Source organism: Curtobacterium sp. AG1037 (assembly GCF_003349855.1).
GTDB lineage: Bacteria > Actinomycetota > Actinomycetes > Actinomycetales > Microbacteriaceae > Curtobacterium > Curtobacterium citreum.
This window is the reverse complement of sequence record NZ_QQAO01000002.1, coordinates 98,287-112,509: the sequence shown is the minus strand read 5'-3', so window position 1 is coordinate 112,509 and position 14,223 is coordinate 98,287. Positions and strand designations below refer to the sequence as shown.

At 72.7% G+C, this 14,223-nt stretch carries 13 protein-coding genes; 2 read left to right on the top strand and 11 right to left on the bottom strand.

Features of this window, described 5'->3' with window-relative positions; all coding sequences use genetic code 11:
• Positions 1 to 202: 202 nt before the first annotated feature.
• The 3 genes from DEU32_RS02985 to DEU32_RS02975 all read right to left on the bottom strand — a co-directional run bounded on the left by DEU32_RS02985 (position 203) and on the right by DEU32_RS02975 (position 4,341).
• Positions 203 to 940 (bottom strand): alpha/beta hydrolase, encoded by a 738-nt coding sequence (locus DEU32_RS02985; protein ID WP_181819180.1) that lies wholly within the window; start codon positions 938 to 940, stop codon positions 203 to 205.
• Positions 941 to 942: 2 nt separating this feature from the next.
• A complete protein-coding gene (locus DEU32_RS17040) occupies positions 943 to 2,109 on the bottom strand; it encodes a GNAT family N-acetyltransferase (RefSeq protein ID WP_181819179.1) in 1,167 nt (388 codons plus the stop codon).
• A gap of 153 nt (positions 2,110 to 2,262) precedes the next feature.
• Positions 2,263 to 4,341 (bottom strand): glycosyltransferase family 39 protein, encoded by a 2,079-nt coding sequence (locus DEU32_RS02975; protein ID WP_114849303.1) that lies wholly within the window; start codon positions 4,339 to 4,341, stop codon positions 2,263 to 2,265.
• Positions 4,342 to 4,386: 45 nt separating this feature from the next.
• Here DEU32_RS02975 and DEU32_RS02970 point away from each other — a divergent pair, with 45 nt between their 5' ends.
• Positions 4,387 to 5,172, top strand: coding sequence for a hypothetical protein (locus DEU32_RS02970; protein WP_141859413.1), 786 nt, complete (start codon positions 4,387 to 4,389; stop codon positions 5,170 to 5,172).
• Positions 5,173 to 5,192: 20 nt separating this feature from the next.
• A complete protein-coding gene (locus tag DEU32_RS16860; protein ID WP_141859416.1) occupies positions 5,193 to 5,585 on the top strand; it encodes a hypothetical protein in 393 nt (130 codons plus the stop codon).
• 89 nt (positions 5,586 to 5,674) lie between these two features.
• Here the strand turns inward: DEU32_RS16860 and DEU32_RS02960 are convergent, their stop codons facing one another.
• The 8 genes from DEU32_RS02960 to DEU32_RS17035 all read right to left on the bottom strand — a co-directional run bounded on the left by DEU32_RS02960 (position 5,675) and on the right by DEU32_RS17035 (position 14,173).
• The gene (locus DEU32_RS02960; RefSeq protein ID WP_258554761.1) at positions 5,675 to 6,196 is read right to left on the bottom strand and encodes a GNAT family N-acetyltransferase; all 522 of its coding nucleotides are present in this window, start codon (positions 6,194 to 6,196) and stop codon (positions 5,675 to 5,677) included.
• On the bottom strand, positions 6,177 to 6,893 hold the full coding sequence (locus tag DEU32_RS02955; protein ID WP_058740724.1) for a response regulator: 717 nt from the start codon (positions 6,891 to 6,893) through the stop codon (positions 6,177 to 6,179). The genes DEU32_RS02960 and DEU32_RS02955 overlap by 20 nt, the downstream gene beginning before the upstream one ends.
• Positions 6,890 to 9,382 (bottom strand): ATP-binding protein, encoded by a 2,493-nt coding sequence (locus DEU32_RS02950; protein WP_114849300.1) that lies wholly within the window; start codon positions 9,380 to 9,382, stop codon positions 6,890 to 6,892. Before DEU32_RS02950 ends, DEU32_RS02955 begins: the two co-directional genes overlap by 4 nt.
• A gap of 143 nt (positions 9,383 to 9,525) precedes the next feature.
• Positions 9,526 to 10,128: a potassium-transporting ATPase subunit KdpC gene (gene kdpC / locus DEU32_RS02945; protein WP_114849299.1), complete on the bottom strand. Its 603-nt coding sequence runs from the start codon at positions 10,126 to 10,128 to the stop codon at positions 9,526 to 9,528.
• 4 nt (positions 10,129 to 10,132) lie between these two features.
• Entirely contained in the window at positions 10,133 to 12,229 is a 2,097-nt protein-coding gene (gene kdpB / locus DEU32_RS02940; protein WP_114849298.1) for a potassium-transporting ATPase subunit KdpB, read from the bottom strand.
• A gap of 29 nt (positions 12,230 to 12,258) precedes the next feature.
• On the bottom strand, positions 12,259 to 13,950 hold the full coding sequence (kdpA, locus tag DEU32_RS02935; RefSeq protein ID WP_114849297.1) for a potassium-transporting ATPase subunit KdpA: 1,692 nt from the start codon (positions 13,948 to 13,950) through the stop codon (positions 12,259 to 12,261).
• Positions 13,950 to 14,039 (bottom strand): potassium-transporting ATPase subunit F, encoded by a 90-nt coding sequence (locus tag DEU32_RS02930; RefSeq protein ID WP_058729515.1) that lies wholly within the window; start codon positions 14,037 to 14,039, stop codon positions 13,950 to 13,952. The genes kdpA and DEU32_RS02930 overlap by 1 nt, the downstream gene beginning before the upstream one ends.
• Positions 14,036 to 14,173, bottom strand: a complete 138-nt coding sequence (locus DEU32_RS17035) for a hypothetical protein (RefSeq protein ID WP_167509948.1) — start codon at positions 14,171 to 14,173, stop codon at positions 14,036 to 14,038. The genes DEU32_RS02930 and DEU32_RS17035 overlap by 4 nt, the downstream gene beginning before the upstream one ends.
• Between the last annotated feature and the right edge of the window lie 50 nt (positions 14,174 to 14,223).

Sequence of the window (14,223 nt, the reverse complement as noted above, 5' to 3'; positions counted from 1 at the left end):
GCGTGGCGTGCCGTTCCGCGCATGGTGCGCCCGTCCGCACGTCGGACGTCGTTCCTTCCGTCCTCCGACGCGCGGATCGGTCTCTCATGTCGGGTGCGATGGGCAGGAACGCGCACCCCGGTGCGTGGACGACCGACTGGAGGCGCGGTGTCCGCTGGCACCGCGCCTCCCGTCCGTCAGCCGGTCACCGTCTGCGGTCTCGTCAGCGCAGGGCGTGTCCGCGCAGGGTGCCCACCCAGTCCTCGATCGCCGCGCTGATCTGGGTACGCGCCTCGGACCGCGAGATCGTCGCCGACCGGTCGCCGGGCTGGTCGCCGTAGGCGCCGAAGTCGGCGTGGTTCGCCCCCTGGACCTCGACCATCCGTGCGGTGGTGGGCAGCTGGTCGCGCGCAGCGGCGACCTTGTCCGGCGTCGACAACCCGTCCCGCGACCCGGAGACGCTGAGGACGTCGATGTACGAGCGGGCGATGTCGTTCGCGCAGTAGCTACCGAGGAGCAGCAGCCCGTCGGCGTCCTGCGCGAGCTGGCACGCACGGACACCGCCGAGGGAGTGCCCGCCGACGGCCCACGTCGTGACGCGCGGGGCGTGCGCCTCGAACGTCGCGAGCGGGCGGGTGTCGAAGAACGCCAGGTTCAGCGTCGGCTTCGTGATGACGACCGTCGTCCCCGCGGCGACGACCTGCCGGAACGTCGCCATGTACGCGTACGGATCGACCTTCGCGCCGGGGATGAACACGATGCCGGTCCCGTCCGCGGTACCGGTCGGGGTCATCAGCACGGCGTCGCCGACGTCACGGACCGCCACGCGGTCGTCGCGCCAGACCTGCAGCGCAGCGCTCCGGGTGCCCTGCATGACGGTGTTCGCGTACACGAGGAACACCACCGCGAGCAGCACGACGACGGCCAGGGTCCAGGCGGTCCACCTGCGGGCACGGTGCACGGTCAGTCCTCCTCCGGCCGGTGGGCCATGACGGTCAGCCAGCGCTCGTCGGCGCCGGGACGGGTGGTCTCGCGGACGGTGACCCCGCACCAACCGGCGGCGGTGACCACGGCGGCGAGGGTGTCCTCGGTCCAGTGGGTGAACCAGCGGGGATCGTCGAGCTTGCGGTCGCTCCACCCGTCGCCGTCTCCGCGCTTGACCGTGGCGGCGAGGACGCCGCCGGGGCGGACCGCGCGGCGGGCGCGGTCGAGCACGGGGCGGGTGTCGTCCCGGTCCACGTGCAGCAGGACGGCGTTGGCGAACACGGCGTCGTACGGGCCGCCCCAGGGCGTCGGGCGCCCGCCCGCGTCGCGAGGGCCGTCGTCGTCGCGGACGTCGAGCAGGCGCGCGTCGTGTCCGGCCGCCCGGAGACGGTCGACGAAGGCGGCGGCGCCGTCGGTGCGGGCGACGCGGAGACCTGCGGCCTCGAGGGCGTCCGCGTCCCGACCCGGGCCGGACCCGAGCTCGAGCACGTGCGAGCCGGCGGGGACCAGGGCCAGCAGGTCGTCGACGAGGCCCGCGCGGTGGTCGTCGGTGCGCTCGGCGTAGCGGTCGGCTCCGCGTTCGTAGGCGAGCAGGGTGCGCTCGGCTGCGAGCTCGCGGACCATCACGAGCTCGTGCCGGCCGTCCGGGAGTTCGTCGCCCGGAGTGTCGGTCAGCGTGAAGCCGGCGCGCTCGTAGGTCCGTCGGGCGCGGTGGTTGTCGGGCATCACGGAGAGCTCGAGGCGAGCGGCACCGTGCTCGGCCATCGCTCGGGCGACGGCGTCGATGAGCCGACGGGCGACGCCGTGGCCGCGGGCCTCCGGGGCGACCCACATCGAGGTGAGTTCGGCGACCGCGGGGTCCTCTGCGGACGGGACGCCGGTCGCCATGCCGACGGGGCGGCCGGGCGCGGGGTCGGGGTCGGGCGTGCGCTGGGGTGCCTGCTCCGGTGACCGGTCGTGTTCGATCGCGAGCAGGTCGACCGCGTCCGGGAGCGACAGTCGGCCGCGCCAGCGGGCCTCGGGGGCGTCCTGCCAGTCGGCGAGCCGGGAGCCGAAGGCCTCCGGGGCGTCGGTGAGGGCGGCGAGCCGGACGGGGCGCCACGTGGCCCAGTCGTCGGCCGTCACGCGGCGGAGCTCGATCGTCACGGCTCGACGGTACCGCCCGCCACCGCCGCGCCGCCGCACCGTCCTGGATGCCCCGGGCCGTGGTGGAGCAGAAGACGTCGGGTGAGCCCGGGGCGACCCGACGTCTTCTGCTCCACCGATCAGGCCGCGCGGGACCCGGGCGGCCCGTCGGGGTCAGGAGGCCGGCGTGAGGTCGTACATCGTGACGCCGTCGACCGTCTCGGCCTCGTAGTGCGCGGCGACCCACTCGGCGATCTGCTCGGCGGCGTCGCTCCCGCTGCTGTTCGCGCTCCCGGTGCCCGAGCTACCGCCGACGAACCAGTGGATCTTGCCCGCCGCGACGAGCCGCTGGAACTCCGCCAGGGTCGGGGCGGGATCGGTGCCGTTGTAGCCACCGATCGCCATCACCGGATCGCCCGTCGCGAGTTGGTAGCTGGCGGCGCTGTTCGACCCGACCGTCGCGGCCGCCCACGTGTAGTCGTCGGCGTCGGCGCTCAGGGCGGAGACCACGGCGTCCGACACCGCGGTGGACCCGCCGAGCAGGTTCATCCCCCCGCTCGTCGTGCCACCGGGTCGGCCACCGGCTGCCTGGCCGCCAGCCGCCTGGCCGTCGGTCTGGCTGCCAGGAACGCCACCGGCCGCCTGGCCACCCGGACCACCGGTGCCCGCCGGCGCACCCTGGCCACCGGGTCCGCCCTGGCCACCGGGGGCACCGCCGCGGCCGCCGCCGAAGCCACCCGACGAGACACTCGGCCCGGCCGTCGGGAGCGCCCCGGTGTGCCCGACCGTGGTGGTCTGCACCGAGAACGCCGTCGGGCCGAGCAGCGCCGCGACGAGCACGGTGGCGACCGTGGCACCCGCGAGACCCCTGCCCCGCGGCGGCAGCAGGACGAGCACCGCCCCGGCGAGCGCCGCGGCGACGACCACCCACCGGATCCAGGGCTGCCACGACGACGCCTGCGACAGCAGGGCGAACGACCACGCTCCGGAGAGCGCGACGACGGCCGCGGCGACCATGCGCCAGGCGAGCTCGCTCCGGCGCTGCCAGAGCAGTCCCGCGCCGATGCCGACCAGTCCGGCGATGTACGGCGCGAGGGCCACCGTGTAGTACGGGTGGAAGATCCCGCCCATGAAGCTGAACACCAGGCCCGTGACGAGCAGGGACCCGCCCAGCACGAGCACGGTCGCGAGCCGCGGGTCGGTCCGCCGCCGGATCCCGACCGCGACGAGGGCGACCACGAGCAGGGCGAGCGCGGTCGGCAGGAGCCAGGTGACCTGCGTGCCGAACTCCGAGCCGAACAGCCGCGTCAGCCCGGTCGACCCCCACGACCCAGCGCCGGTGGTTCCGCCGGGGACGACGCTGCCGGTCTCGTCGCCCGTGACCCGACCGAGGCCGTTGTAGCCGAAGGTCAGCTCGAGGAAGCTGTTCGTCTGCGACCCGCCGACGTACGGCCGGGCCGATGCCGGCACGAGCTCGACGATCGCGACCCACCACCCGGCGGACACCACGACGGCGAGCGCCGCGGCGAGCAGGTGCCCGATCCGCCGGAGGACCGGCCGGGGCGACGCGACGAGGTACACACCGACGAGCGGTGGGAGCACGAGGAACGCCTGCAGCTGCTTCGTCAGGAACCCGAGCCCGACGAGCACCCCGGCCCAGACCACCCAGCGCATCCGACCCGACTCGACCCCGCGCAGGGTCAGGGCGATCGCGCCGACGGTCAGCAGCACGAGCAGCGCGTCGGGGTTGTCGTAGCGGAACATCAGCGTCGCCACCGGCGTCGTGGCGAGCACCGCCCCGGCGACGAGCGCGGCCCCGGCCGAGAACCGCCGCCGGACGATCCGGTACAGGACCGCGACCGACGCGACACCCATCAGCGCCTGCGGCACGAGGACCGCCCAGGAGTTCAGTCCGAACAGCCGCAGCGAGATGCCGATCACCCACAGGAACGCCGGAGGCTTGTCGACGGTGATCGCGTTCGCGGCGTCGGAGGACCCGTAGAAGAACGCCTCCCAGCTCTGGCTGCCCGCCTGGACGGCCGCGGTGTAGAACGCGTTCGCCCAGCCGTTCACGCTGAGGTTCACGACGTAGAGCACACCCGTCGCCAACAGCAGGCCGAGGAACGCCGGACGCTCCCACCGTGCGGCGTCGGCCCGGCCCCGGACGAGACCGGCCAGGCGGTCCCGGACGCCGTGGGGACGGGTGGGAGGTGGGAGCAGGCGCGGTCGCTCGGCGGGGATCGTCTCGGTCATGCCCCGAGCGTGCGGCGCACAGGTTCGCGGACGCCCGCTGCTGCCTTGGACGCGCCTAAGGGATCGCCGGGCACGCGCAGCGGGCACACACGCAGCTGCGGGGCCGCCGTTGACATTCCAGATACCAGTCGTCAGGCTGGGGTCGTCGGCAACGAGGCCGACCCGACCAATGGCCAGCAGGCCGAAGAAAAGGCTGACATGAGTCGCTCACGTCCGTCGCTCCTCACCAGCGTCTTCGCGATCACTGCCGCGATCATCGCAACGTCCCTGATGGCAGCACCCGCGAACGCCGCACCGAGCCGGATCGCACCGGCAGAGGAGGACCGCATCCGCGCGACCATCCGAGAAGCCGGGCTCTCGACGTCGATCGAGGACCGCTTGATCAGCAAGCTCCGTGCCGGCGACTCCCTCGACTCGGAGCTCAGCTCGTCGGTGCCGATCTCTTCTGTCGAGACACAGGAAGCGGCTGGCATGGTCACGACGCGGACCTACGAAGATGGATCCATCCGGACGACGGTCGAACTCAGCCAGTCCACGACCGGACCGTCGAACCGTGTCTACGTGGCTCACCCGACGCTCGAGTGCAACTTGATCCACTGCACGCTCATCTACTCCAAGGCCGACACCGCCTACATGGCGACTGGCTCCTTCGCAACGGTCTCGGCGATCATCGCGGCCGCCTGCGGGCCGGCAGCATGGGCTTGCGGCATCGCCACCGGGATCGTGGTCGACATGACCAAGCGAGCGCACAACGCAGGCAGGTGCATCGCGCTCCAGAAGGTCATCTCCGCAGGCCCGCCCTACCCGGTGATCGTCAACTGCCGGAAGTAGGGAACGGGAGCAGGCTCACCATGTCGAATCAGCAAGTCGTGCCACCCACCCGCCTGGGATTGACGCTGAGCATCGCCGGGTTCGGCGTTGCCGTCGCCGTGACCGCGCTCGACGTTGCCCGGGATGCCCTCGGAACGCCCTACAGCCTCGCCTGGGTGATCCTCGTGATCCTCATGGTGTACCCACCGCGGCTGATCAGGCCCGGCAACAACTGGGCCCGGTCCCGCTGCCGAAGAGTCCCGGCAGCGCTCATGTACGGCGCCGGGGCCGCGACAGCGCTCGGAGGAGCGACCTGGGCAGTGTCCGCGGGGCCATCGATCGCCGTCGGCACCGGGCTCGCCACCCTCGCGATCGCTGCTGCCGCGGCGACTCTGCCGGCCGTCGCTCCAGCCCGCCGCCGATCACCGCGGTAGGGCCTCCCCAGCTGATCACCACGTCACCGACGCCGAGAACCACGAGCAGGTGCCCTCCGACCCGAGGGCACCTGCTCCACGATCGGGCATCAAGACACGACTCCGGCCGGGCACGAGCTGCACCGAAAGACCTCCCGCCGCCCCAGCGGGCGACTCCGCGCCACCTCGCGCCCGAGCTGGCCGCTCGCACGGAACAACTCGACCTGGGTCGCACCCGCGAGCACGGTGGCGAGCTCCTCGCGGTCGGCGGGCGCGAACCCGAGCCCCTGCCAGAACGGGCCGGACCGGCGGCTGAACAGCCACGCACGCCGCGCGTCCGCTGCCGCCGCGGCCGTCATCACGAACCGCGCCAGCGCCGTCCCCGTTCCGGCGCCGCGGAGCGCCGGACCGACGGCGACGCTGCGGAGGAGGACGTGCCTCCCGTCCGACCCCGTCTCGTACCCGGTGGAGGCGATGACGGAGCCGGCCGCGTCCCGGACCACCCACAGGCGGACCGCTGGTTCGGCGAGCCCGGCGACCGTCAGGTCGCACGCGGTCAGGAAGGCGTGGAGGTCCGGGACGTCGGCGGCGCCGACGCGCGTCGGGCGCAGTTCAGGACGGAAGGCCCCCACCTCCGTTCGGCGCGAACCGGTACCCCATCCCCGACTCCGTCACCAGGTACCGCGGGTGCGACGGCTCCGGCTCGAGCTTCCGCCGCAGCTGCGCCATGTAGAGGCGCAGGTACCCGGAGTCGTTCCCGTGCGTCGGACCCCACACCTCGGTCAGGAGCATCTCGCGGGTCATGAGCCGCCCGGGGTTGGTCACGAGCACCTCGAGGAGCCGCCACTCGGTCGGGGTGAGCCGGATCGCGGGGCCGGACGGCGGGGTGACCTGCTTCGCGACGAGGTCGACCACGAGTTCGCCGATCACCACGGTGGGGGTCGCCCCGGCGGTCGCCGCAGCGGTGGCCTGCCGTCGGCCGAGGGCCCGGAGGCGGGCGAGCAGCTCGTCCATCTGGAAGGGCTTCGTCACGTAGTCGTCGGCGCCGGCGTCGAGTGCGTCGACCTTGTCGGACGAGTCCGTCCGCCCGGAGAGCACGAGGACGGGCACCTGGGACCAGGCGCGGATGCCCTCGAGCACGCCGATGCCGTCGAGCCGCGGCATGCCGAGGTCGAGCATCACGATGTCCGGGCGCTCGGTGATCACGGCGTCGATCGCGGCACGGCCGTCGCGGGCGGTCGCGACCTCGTACCCGCGGGCGGCGAGCGTCACGGAGAGCGCACGGACGAGCTGCGCGTCGTCGTCCGCGATGAGGACCTTGGTGCTCACTTGACATCCACTCCCAGGTGTCCGGCGATCGGCAGCCGCACGACGACGGTCAGGCCCCCGCCGGGGGTGTCGTCGACCTCGATCGTGCCGCCCATGCCCTCGGTGAACCCGCGTGCGAGCGCGAGTCCCAGCCCGAGGCCGGTCTCGTTGTCGGTGTCCCCGAGCCGCTGGAACGGCTGGAAGACGTCGTCGCGTCGGTCCTCGGGGATGCCGGGTCCGCGGTCGGCGACACGGAGTTCGACCCCGCCACCGAAGGCGCTCGCGGCGACGCGGACCCGGGTGCCGTCCGGCGCGTAGCGGCTCGCGTTCGCGAGCAGGTTCACGACGACGCGCTGCAGCAGCACGGGGTCGGCGAGGACGGGCGGCAGGTCGCCCGGCAGGTCGAGGTCGACGTCGTCCGGTCCGAGCTCGAGTTCGTCGAGGGCAGGTGCGACGACCGTCTCGAGGGCGGTCGGCAGCGGCGTGACGGCGAGCACCCCGGCCTGCACGCGGCTCACGTCGAGCAGGTCGGCCAGCAGACCGGCGAGTTGGCGCAGGCTCTCGTCGGCGGTGGTGAGCAGGGCCTCCCGGTCGGCCGGCGACAGTTCGATGTCGGCGGCGTGCAGCGTCTGCACGGCCGCCGACGCGGCCGCGATCGGCCGCCGCACGTCGTGGCCGACGGCCGCGAGGATGGCGCTCCGTACCCGGTCCGCGGCCGCGATGCGCTCCGCGTCGACCGCGGTGCGGGTCAGCTCGCGGTGCTCGACGGCGGCGTCGAGCTGCTGCTCGACGACCCGCAGCAGTCGGCGCTGGGTCGGGTCGTCGGGGGCACCGGAGAACTCCAGGACGGCACCGGACGGGAGGCTCGTGGTCGCGTCCGGCGCGCCCGCGAACGTGCCCGACGTGGCCGGGACCTCGTCGCCCTGCCGGATCCGCACGCCGGTGAACCCGAACGCCTCGCGCGTCCGGTCGAGGAGCGCCTGCAGGGCGTCGTCGCCGCGGAGGACGCTGCCGGCGATCCCGACGAGGAGCCCCGACTCGGCCGCCGCCCGACGGGCCGCACGGCTCCGGCGCGCGGACCGGTCGACCACGAAGCTGACGAGCACGGCGCTGATCACGTACATCACGAGGGCCACGAGGTGCCACGGCTGCTGAACGGTGACCTGGTAGAGGGGTTGCACGAAGAAGAAGTCGAGGCTCAGCCCGGACAGCACCGCGGCGAAGACGGCGGGCCACATCCCCCCGACCAGGGCCACGACGAGCACGAGCAGCTGGTACGCGAGCACGTCCACCGTGATGGAGTCCGGGTCGTCCGTCCGCGACAGGAGCCAGGTCAGGAGCGGCCCCACTGTGAGCGACAGCACGAACGCCGCGGCGATCCGGGCCCGGGACAGGCTGCCGCCGAGCTTCGGCAGTGCGAACCCGCCGCCGGCCCGTTCGTGCGTGACGACGTGCACGTCGATGTCGCCGGACTCCTGGATGACCGTGTTGCCGATGCCGGGGCCGGTGATGGCGGCGGCCAGCCGTGTGCGCCGACTGACGCCGATGACGATCTGGGTCGCGTCGATCGACTTCGCGAAGCGGACCAGGGTGGTCGGCACGTCGTCGCCGACGACCTGGTGGTACGTCCCCCCGAGCTGTTCGAGCAGGGTGCGCTGCTTGCCGAGGGCGCCCGGGTGCCGGACGCGGAGCCCGTCGTTCGTCGTGACGTGCACGGCCGCGAGCTCGCCGCCGGCGCTGCGGGCCGCGATGCGGGCACCGCGGCGCAGCAGGGTCTCGCCCTCGGGCCCGCCGGTCAGGGCGACGAGCACGCGCTCGCGGGTCTCCCAGCGGTGGTCGATGCCGTGCTCGGCGCGGTAGGCCTTGAGCGCGTCGTCGACCTCGTCGGCGAGCCAGAGCAGGGCGATCTCGCGCAGGGCGGTGAGGTTGCCGAGTCGGAAGTAGTTCGACAGGGCCGCGTCGATACGGGCGGCCGGGTAGACCAGCCCGTCCGACAGCCGCTCGCGCAGGGACGCCGGGGCGAGGTCCACGACCTCGATCTGGTCGGCGGCGCGGACCACGGCGTCCGGGACGGTCTCGCGCTGCACCGTGCCGGTGATCTCGCGGACGACGTCGCCGAGGGACTGCATGTGCTGGATGTTCACGGTCGAGATGACGCTGATGCCCGCGGCGAGGAGCGCCTCGACGTCCTGCCACCGCTTCTCGTTCTGGCTGCCGGGGGCGTTCGTGTGCGCGAGCTCGTCGACCAGGGCGACGTCGGGGGCCCTGGCGACGACGGCGTCGAGGTCCATGTCGTCGAGGGACACCCCGCGGTGCTCGACGATCCGGCGCGGGACGACCTCGAGCCCGTCGACCAGGGCGGCGGTGGCGGCACGCTCGTGGGTCTCGACGACGGCGACCACCACGTCGCGGCCCTCGGCCTGCATGCGGTGCCCCTCCTCGAGCATCGTGAACGTCTTGCCGACGCCGGGGGCCGCGCCGAGCAGGACCCGCAGTTTGCCTCGCTTCACGGGGTCATCCTCTCGCTGTTCGGTGCGTGCTCCGCTGTGCGGTGCGTCCTTCGTGGATCGCACCCCGGTCCGGACACCGCACCCCGACACTGCGGGGTGCGACGTCCGGACCGGGGTGCGACGCACGGTGCCATCGGGAACGCTCAGCGCGTCGCGGCGAGCGCCAGGTTCAGCTCGAGCACGTTGACGACGGGCTCGCCGAGGAACCCGAGCTGCCGGGACTCGGTGTGGTCGTCGACGAGCTTGCGGACGGCGTCGGCGGACAGGCCGCGGGCCGAGGCCACCCGGGACACCTGCTGGAGCGCGTACTCCGGGCTGATATCGGGGTCGAGCCCGGAGCCGGACGCCGTGACCGCGTCGGCGGGGACGTCCGCGGCGGACACCCCGTCGGCCTTCGCCAGCGCGGCGCGGCGCTCCTCGACGGCCTTCGTCAGGTCGGGGTTCGACGGGCCGAGGTTCGAGCCGGACGAGGCGTTCGCGTCGTAGCCCTTCTCGCCCGCGGCGCTCGGACGCGACTGGAACCACCGGTCGGCGTCCTTGCCGTCGAACGACTGCCCGATGAGGGACGAGCCGACGACCTTGCCCGACGAGTCGGTGACCATCGAGCCGTTCGCCTGGTCGTGGAAGGCGGCCTGGCCGACGCCCCACACCGCGAGCGGGTAGGCGACGCCGAGGACGACGGTGGACAGGAGGGTGAGGCGGATCGCCACGCCCGTGGAGCGGAAGGTGGACCGTACGGATGCCATTGGACTAGAACCCCGGGATGAGACCGACGACGAGGTCGATCAGCTTGATGCCGACGAAGGGGACGATGACGCCGCCGAGCCCGTAGACGAGCAGGTTGCGTCCGAGGACGGACGACGCGGAGGCCGCCCGGTAGCGCACGCCCCGCAGGGAGAGCGGGATGAGCGCCACGATGACGAGGGCGTTGAAGATGACCGCGGACAGGATCGCGGACGACGGGCTGTGCAGCCCCATGATGTTGAGCGCCGCGAGGCCGGGGAACGCCGCCTGGAACATGGCCGGGATGATCGCGAAGTACTTCGCGACGTCGTTGGCGATGGAGAAGGTGGTGAGCGCGCCGCGGGTGATGAGCAGCTGCTTGCCGATCCGGACGATGTCGATGAGCTTCGTCGGGTCGGAGTCGAGGTCGACCATGTTGCCGGCCTCCTTCGCGGCGGTGGTGCCGGTGTTCATCGCCACGCCGACGTCCGCCTGCGCCAGGGCGGGGGCGTCGTTCGTGCCGTCACCGGTCATCGCGACGAGGTTGCCGCCCTCCTGCTCGCGCTTGATGAGCGCGAGCTTGTCCTCCGGGGTGGCCTCGGCGAGGAAGTCGTCGACACCGGCCTCGGCGGCGATCGCCTTCGCGGTGCGCGGGTTGTCGCCGGTGATCATCACCGTGCGGATGCCCATGCTCCGGAGCTCGGCGAACCGGGCGGCCATGCCGTCCTTGACGACGTCCTTCAGGTGTACGACGCCGAGCAGGGCGACGGCGCCGGACGCGTCCCGGCGTCCGACGACGAGCGGCGTCCCGCCCTGGTCGGAGATCTCGGCGACGGTGGCGTCCACCGCGGCCACGACCGCGGGGTCGCCGTCCCCGGCCCAGGCGAGCACGGCGGCCGCGGCACCCTTGCGGATCTGCGCGCCGTCGGCCAGGTCGAGGCCGGACATGCGGGTCTGCGCGGTGAACGGCACCTCGGTCGCCCCGGCGGGGTTGCCCGGCGTGACACCGTCGGCCGCTGCGAGCGTCACGATCGAGCGTCCCTCGGGGGTGCTGTCCGCGGCGCTCGACAGCGCGGCGGCCTCGAGCAGCGTGCGCTCGGGCACCCCGGGGACCGGCACCACGCGCGAGGCCTGGCGGTTGCCGTACGTGATCGTGCCGGTCTTGTCGAGCAGCAGGGTCGTGATGTCACCGGCGGCCTCGACCGCACGGCCGGACATCGCCAGGACGTTGTGCTGCACGAGCCGGTCCATGCCGGCGATGCCGATCGCGGAGAGCAGCGCGCCGATGGTGGTCGGGATGAGGCAGACGAGCAGGGCGATGAGCACCGGCACGCTGACGGTCGCGCCGACCAGGCCGGCGATGGGCTGCATCGTCAGGCAGACGATCACGAACACGATCGACAGCGACGCGAGCAGGATGTTCAGCGCGATCTCGTTCGGCGTCTTCTGCCGCGCCGCACCCTCGACCAGGCGGATCATCCGGTCGATGAACGTCTCGCCGGGGGTCGAGGTGATCCGCACGACGATCCGGTCGGACAGCACGCGGGTGCCGCCCGTCACGGCGCTGCGGTCGCCGCCGGACTCGCGGATGACGGGCGCGGACTCACCGGTGACGGCCGACTCGTCGACGCTCGCGATGCCGTCGACGACGTCGCCGTCACCGGGGACGACCTCGCCGGCCACGACGACCACGACGTCCCCCTTGGCGAGGTCGACGGAGGCGAGCTCCTCGGTCTCGGCGTGCAGGGCGGCGGGGTCGCCGGTCGCGTCGTACCCACGGACGCGCTGCGCGCTCGTGGTGGACCGGGTCTTCCGCAGGGTGTCGGCCTGGGCCTTGCCCCGGCCCTCGGCCACGGCCTCGGCCAGGTTGGCGAAGACGACGGTCAGCCAGAGCCACACCGCGATCGCGGCGGTGAAGACGGACGGCTCGACGAAGGCGGTCACCGTGGTGAGCGCGGCACCGACCTCGACGATGAACATGACGGGGTTGCGCCACATCAGGCGCGGGTCCAGCTTGCGCAGGGCACCCGGGAGGCCCGCCGCCAGTTGTCGGGGTCCGAAGGCGGACGAGGTGGTCGGCCTGGAGGCGGTGGTCGTCTCCGGCGCGTCGGTCGCGGTGGTCATTGCAGTGTCCTTGGACATCGGCTGGGCTTTCATCGGGCGAGTGCTTCTGCGAGCGGTCCGAGGGCGAGGACCGGGAAGTAGGTCAGGGCGGTGACGATCACCGCGACGGCGCCGAGCAGGCCGACGAACAGCGGTCGGTGGGTCGGCAGCGTGCCGCTGGTCTCGGGCACCTTGTCCTGGGCGGCGAGCGACCCGGCGAGCGCCAGGACGAGCGCGATCGGGATGAACCGACCGAGCAGCATCACGACGCCGAGCGCGGAGTTCATCCACGTCGTGTTCGCGGTCAGGCCGCCGAACGCCGAGCCGTTGTTGTTCGCGCCCGAGGTGAAGGCGTACAGCAGCTCGGACAGGCCGTGGTTGCCCGGGTTGAAGATGCTCGTGCCGAGGACCTGCTCACGGACGCCGGGGATCGCCAGGGACAGTCCGGTGCCGAGCAGCGCCAGGGTCGGCGTGACGAGGATGTAGAGCGCCGCGAAGGTCATCTCACGGGCACGGATCTTCTTGCCGAGGTACTCCGGGGTGCGTCCGACGAGCAGCCCACCGATGAACACCGTGATGACCGCGAGCACGAGCATGCCGTACAGGCCGGAGCCCACGCCGCCGGGGCTGATCTCGCCGAGCATCATGTTGAGGAGCGCCATCATGCCGCCGATCGGCGTGAAGCTGTCGAACATGCCGTTCACGGCGCCCGTCGACGTGGCGGTGGAGGTCGTCCCGAAGAGGGTCGTGCCGAGGATGCCGAAGCGCATCTCCTTGCCCTCCATCGCGGCACCGGCCGCCTGGGTCGCGGTCCCGCCGCCGGCGAGCTCGGCGATCGACATCACCGAGAGCGACACGAGGAAGATCGCGCCCATCACGGCGAGGATCGCGTAGCCCTGGCGGTCGTCGCCCACCAGTCGCCCGAAGGTGCGCGGCAGCGAGAAGGGGATGACGAGCATGAGGAAGACCTCGACGAGGCTCGTCCACGCCTGCGGGTTCTCGAACGGGTGCGCCGAGTTCGCGTTGAAGTAGCCGCCACCGTTCGTGCCGAGCTCCTTGATCGCCTCCTGCGACGCGACGAAGCCGTCCGGGATGTGCTGCGTGCCTCCGGCGAGGGTGGTGACGTCGATCCCGGAACCCCAGGACTGCACGACGCCGCCCGCGATGAGCACGATCGCGAACACGAACGCGCCGGGCAGCAGCAGGCGACCGGTGCCGCGCACCACGTCGACCCAGACGTTGCCGAGCGTGCCCGACTTCCGGCGGGCGAACCCGCGGACCAGGGCGACGGCGACCGCGAGGCCGACCGCTGCGGACAGGAAGTTCTGCACCGCGAGGCCCGCCATCTGCACCGAGAAGCCGAGGGTGGCCTCGGGTGAGTAGGACTGCCAGTTCGTGTTCGTGACGAAGGACGCCGCCGTGTTGAAGGCGAGCGACGGCCCGACGTTCGGCAGCCCGAGGTCGCCCGGCAGCACGACCTGGATGCGCTGCAGCAGGTAGACGACGAACACCCCGACGACGCTGAAGAGCAGCACGCCGCGCAGGTACGCGGGCCAGGACTGCTCGGCGTCGGGGTCGACCCCGATCACCCGGTACACCCCGCGCTCGACGCGGGTGTGCTTCGTCGGGGTGTACACGTGCGCCATCCAGTCGCCGACCGGACGGTAGGCGACGACGAGGAGCAGGACGAGGGTCGCGACCTGGGCGATGCCGGCCCACGTGTCGACCGTGGAGCCCGCCATCAGAAGCGCTCCGGGTGGACCAGGGCCCACACCAGGTAGACGACCGATGCGATGCCGAGGACGGCTGCGGCGATGGTGACGACGATCACAGCCGCTCCACCCCCTTGGCGATGAGTGCCACCACGCCGAACACGGCGAGGACACCGGCGACGACGAAGACGTCGAACACGAGGGACTCCAGGGTTGCTGCGGGGTCCGAGCCGGGCGGTTCGGGCCGCACCACGTGTGGTGCGGAACCGATGCTGGATCCGGTGACGCGCCTCCAGGTCGGTC

What these genes read in the sequence shown, in the direction of transcription:
- DEU32_RS02975 (WP_114849303.1), bottom strand. Translation starts at nt 4,341, where the DNA reads ATGACCGAGACGATCCCCGCCGAGCGACCGCGCCTGCTCCCACCTCCC.
- DEU32_RS16860 (WP_141859416.1), top strand. Translation starts at nt 5,193, where the DNA reads ATGTCGAATCAGCAAGTCGTGCCACCCACCCGCCTGGGATTGACGCTG.
- kdpC (WP_114849299.1), bottom strand. Translation starts at nt 10,128, where the DNA reads ATGGCATCCGTACGGTCCACCTTCCGCTCCACGGGCGTGGCGATCCGC.
- kdpB (WP_114849298.1), bottom strand. Translation starts at nt 12,229, where the DNA reads ATGACCACCGCGACCGACGCGCCGGAGACGACCACCGCCTCCAGGCCG.
- kdpA (WP_114849297.1), bottom strand. Translation starts at nt 13,950, where the DNA reads ATGGCGGGCTCCACGGTCGACACGTGGGCCGGCATCGCCCAGGTCGCG.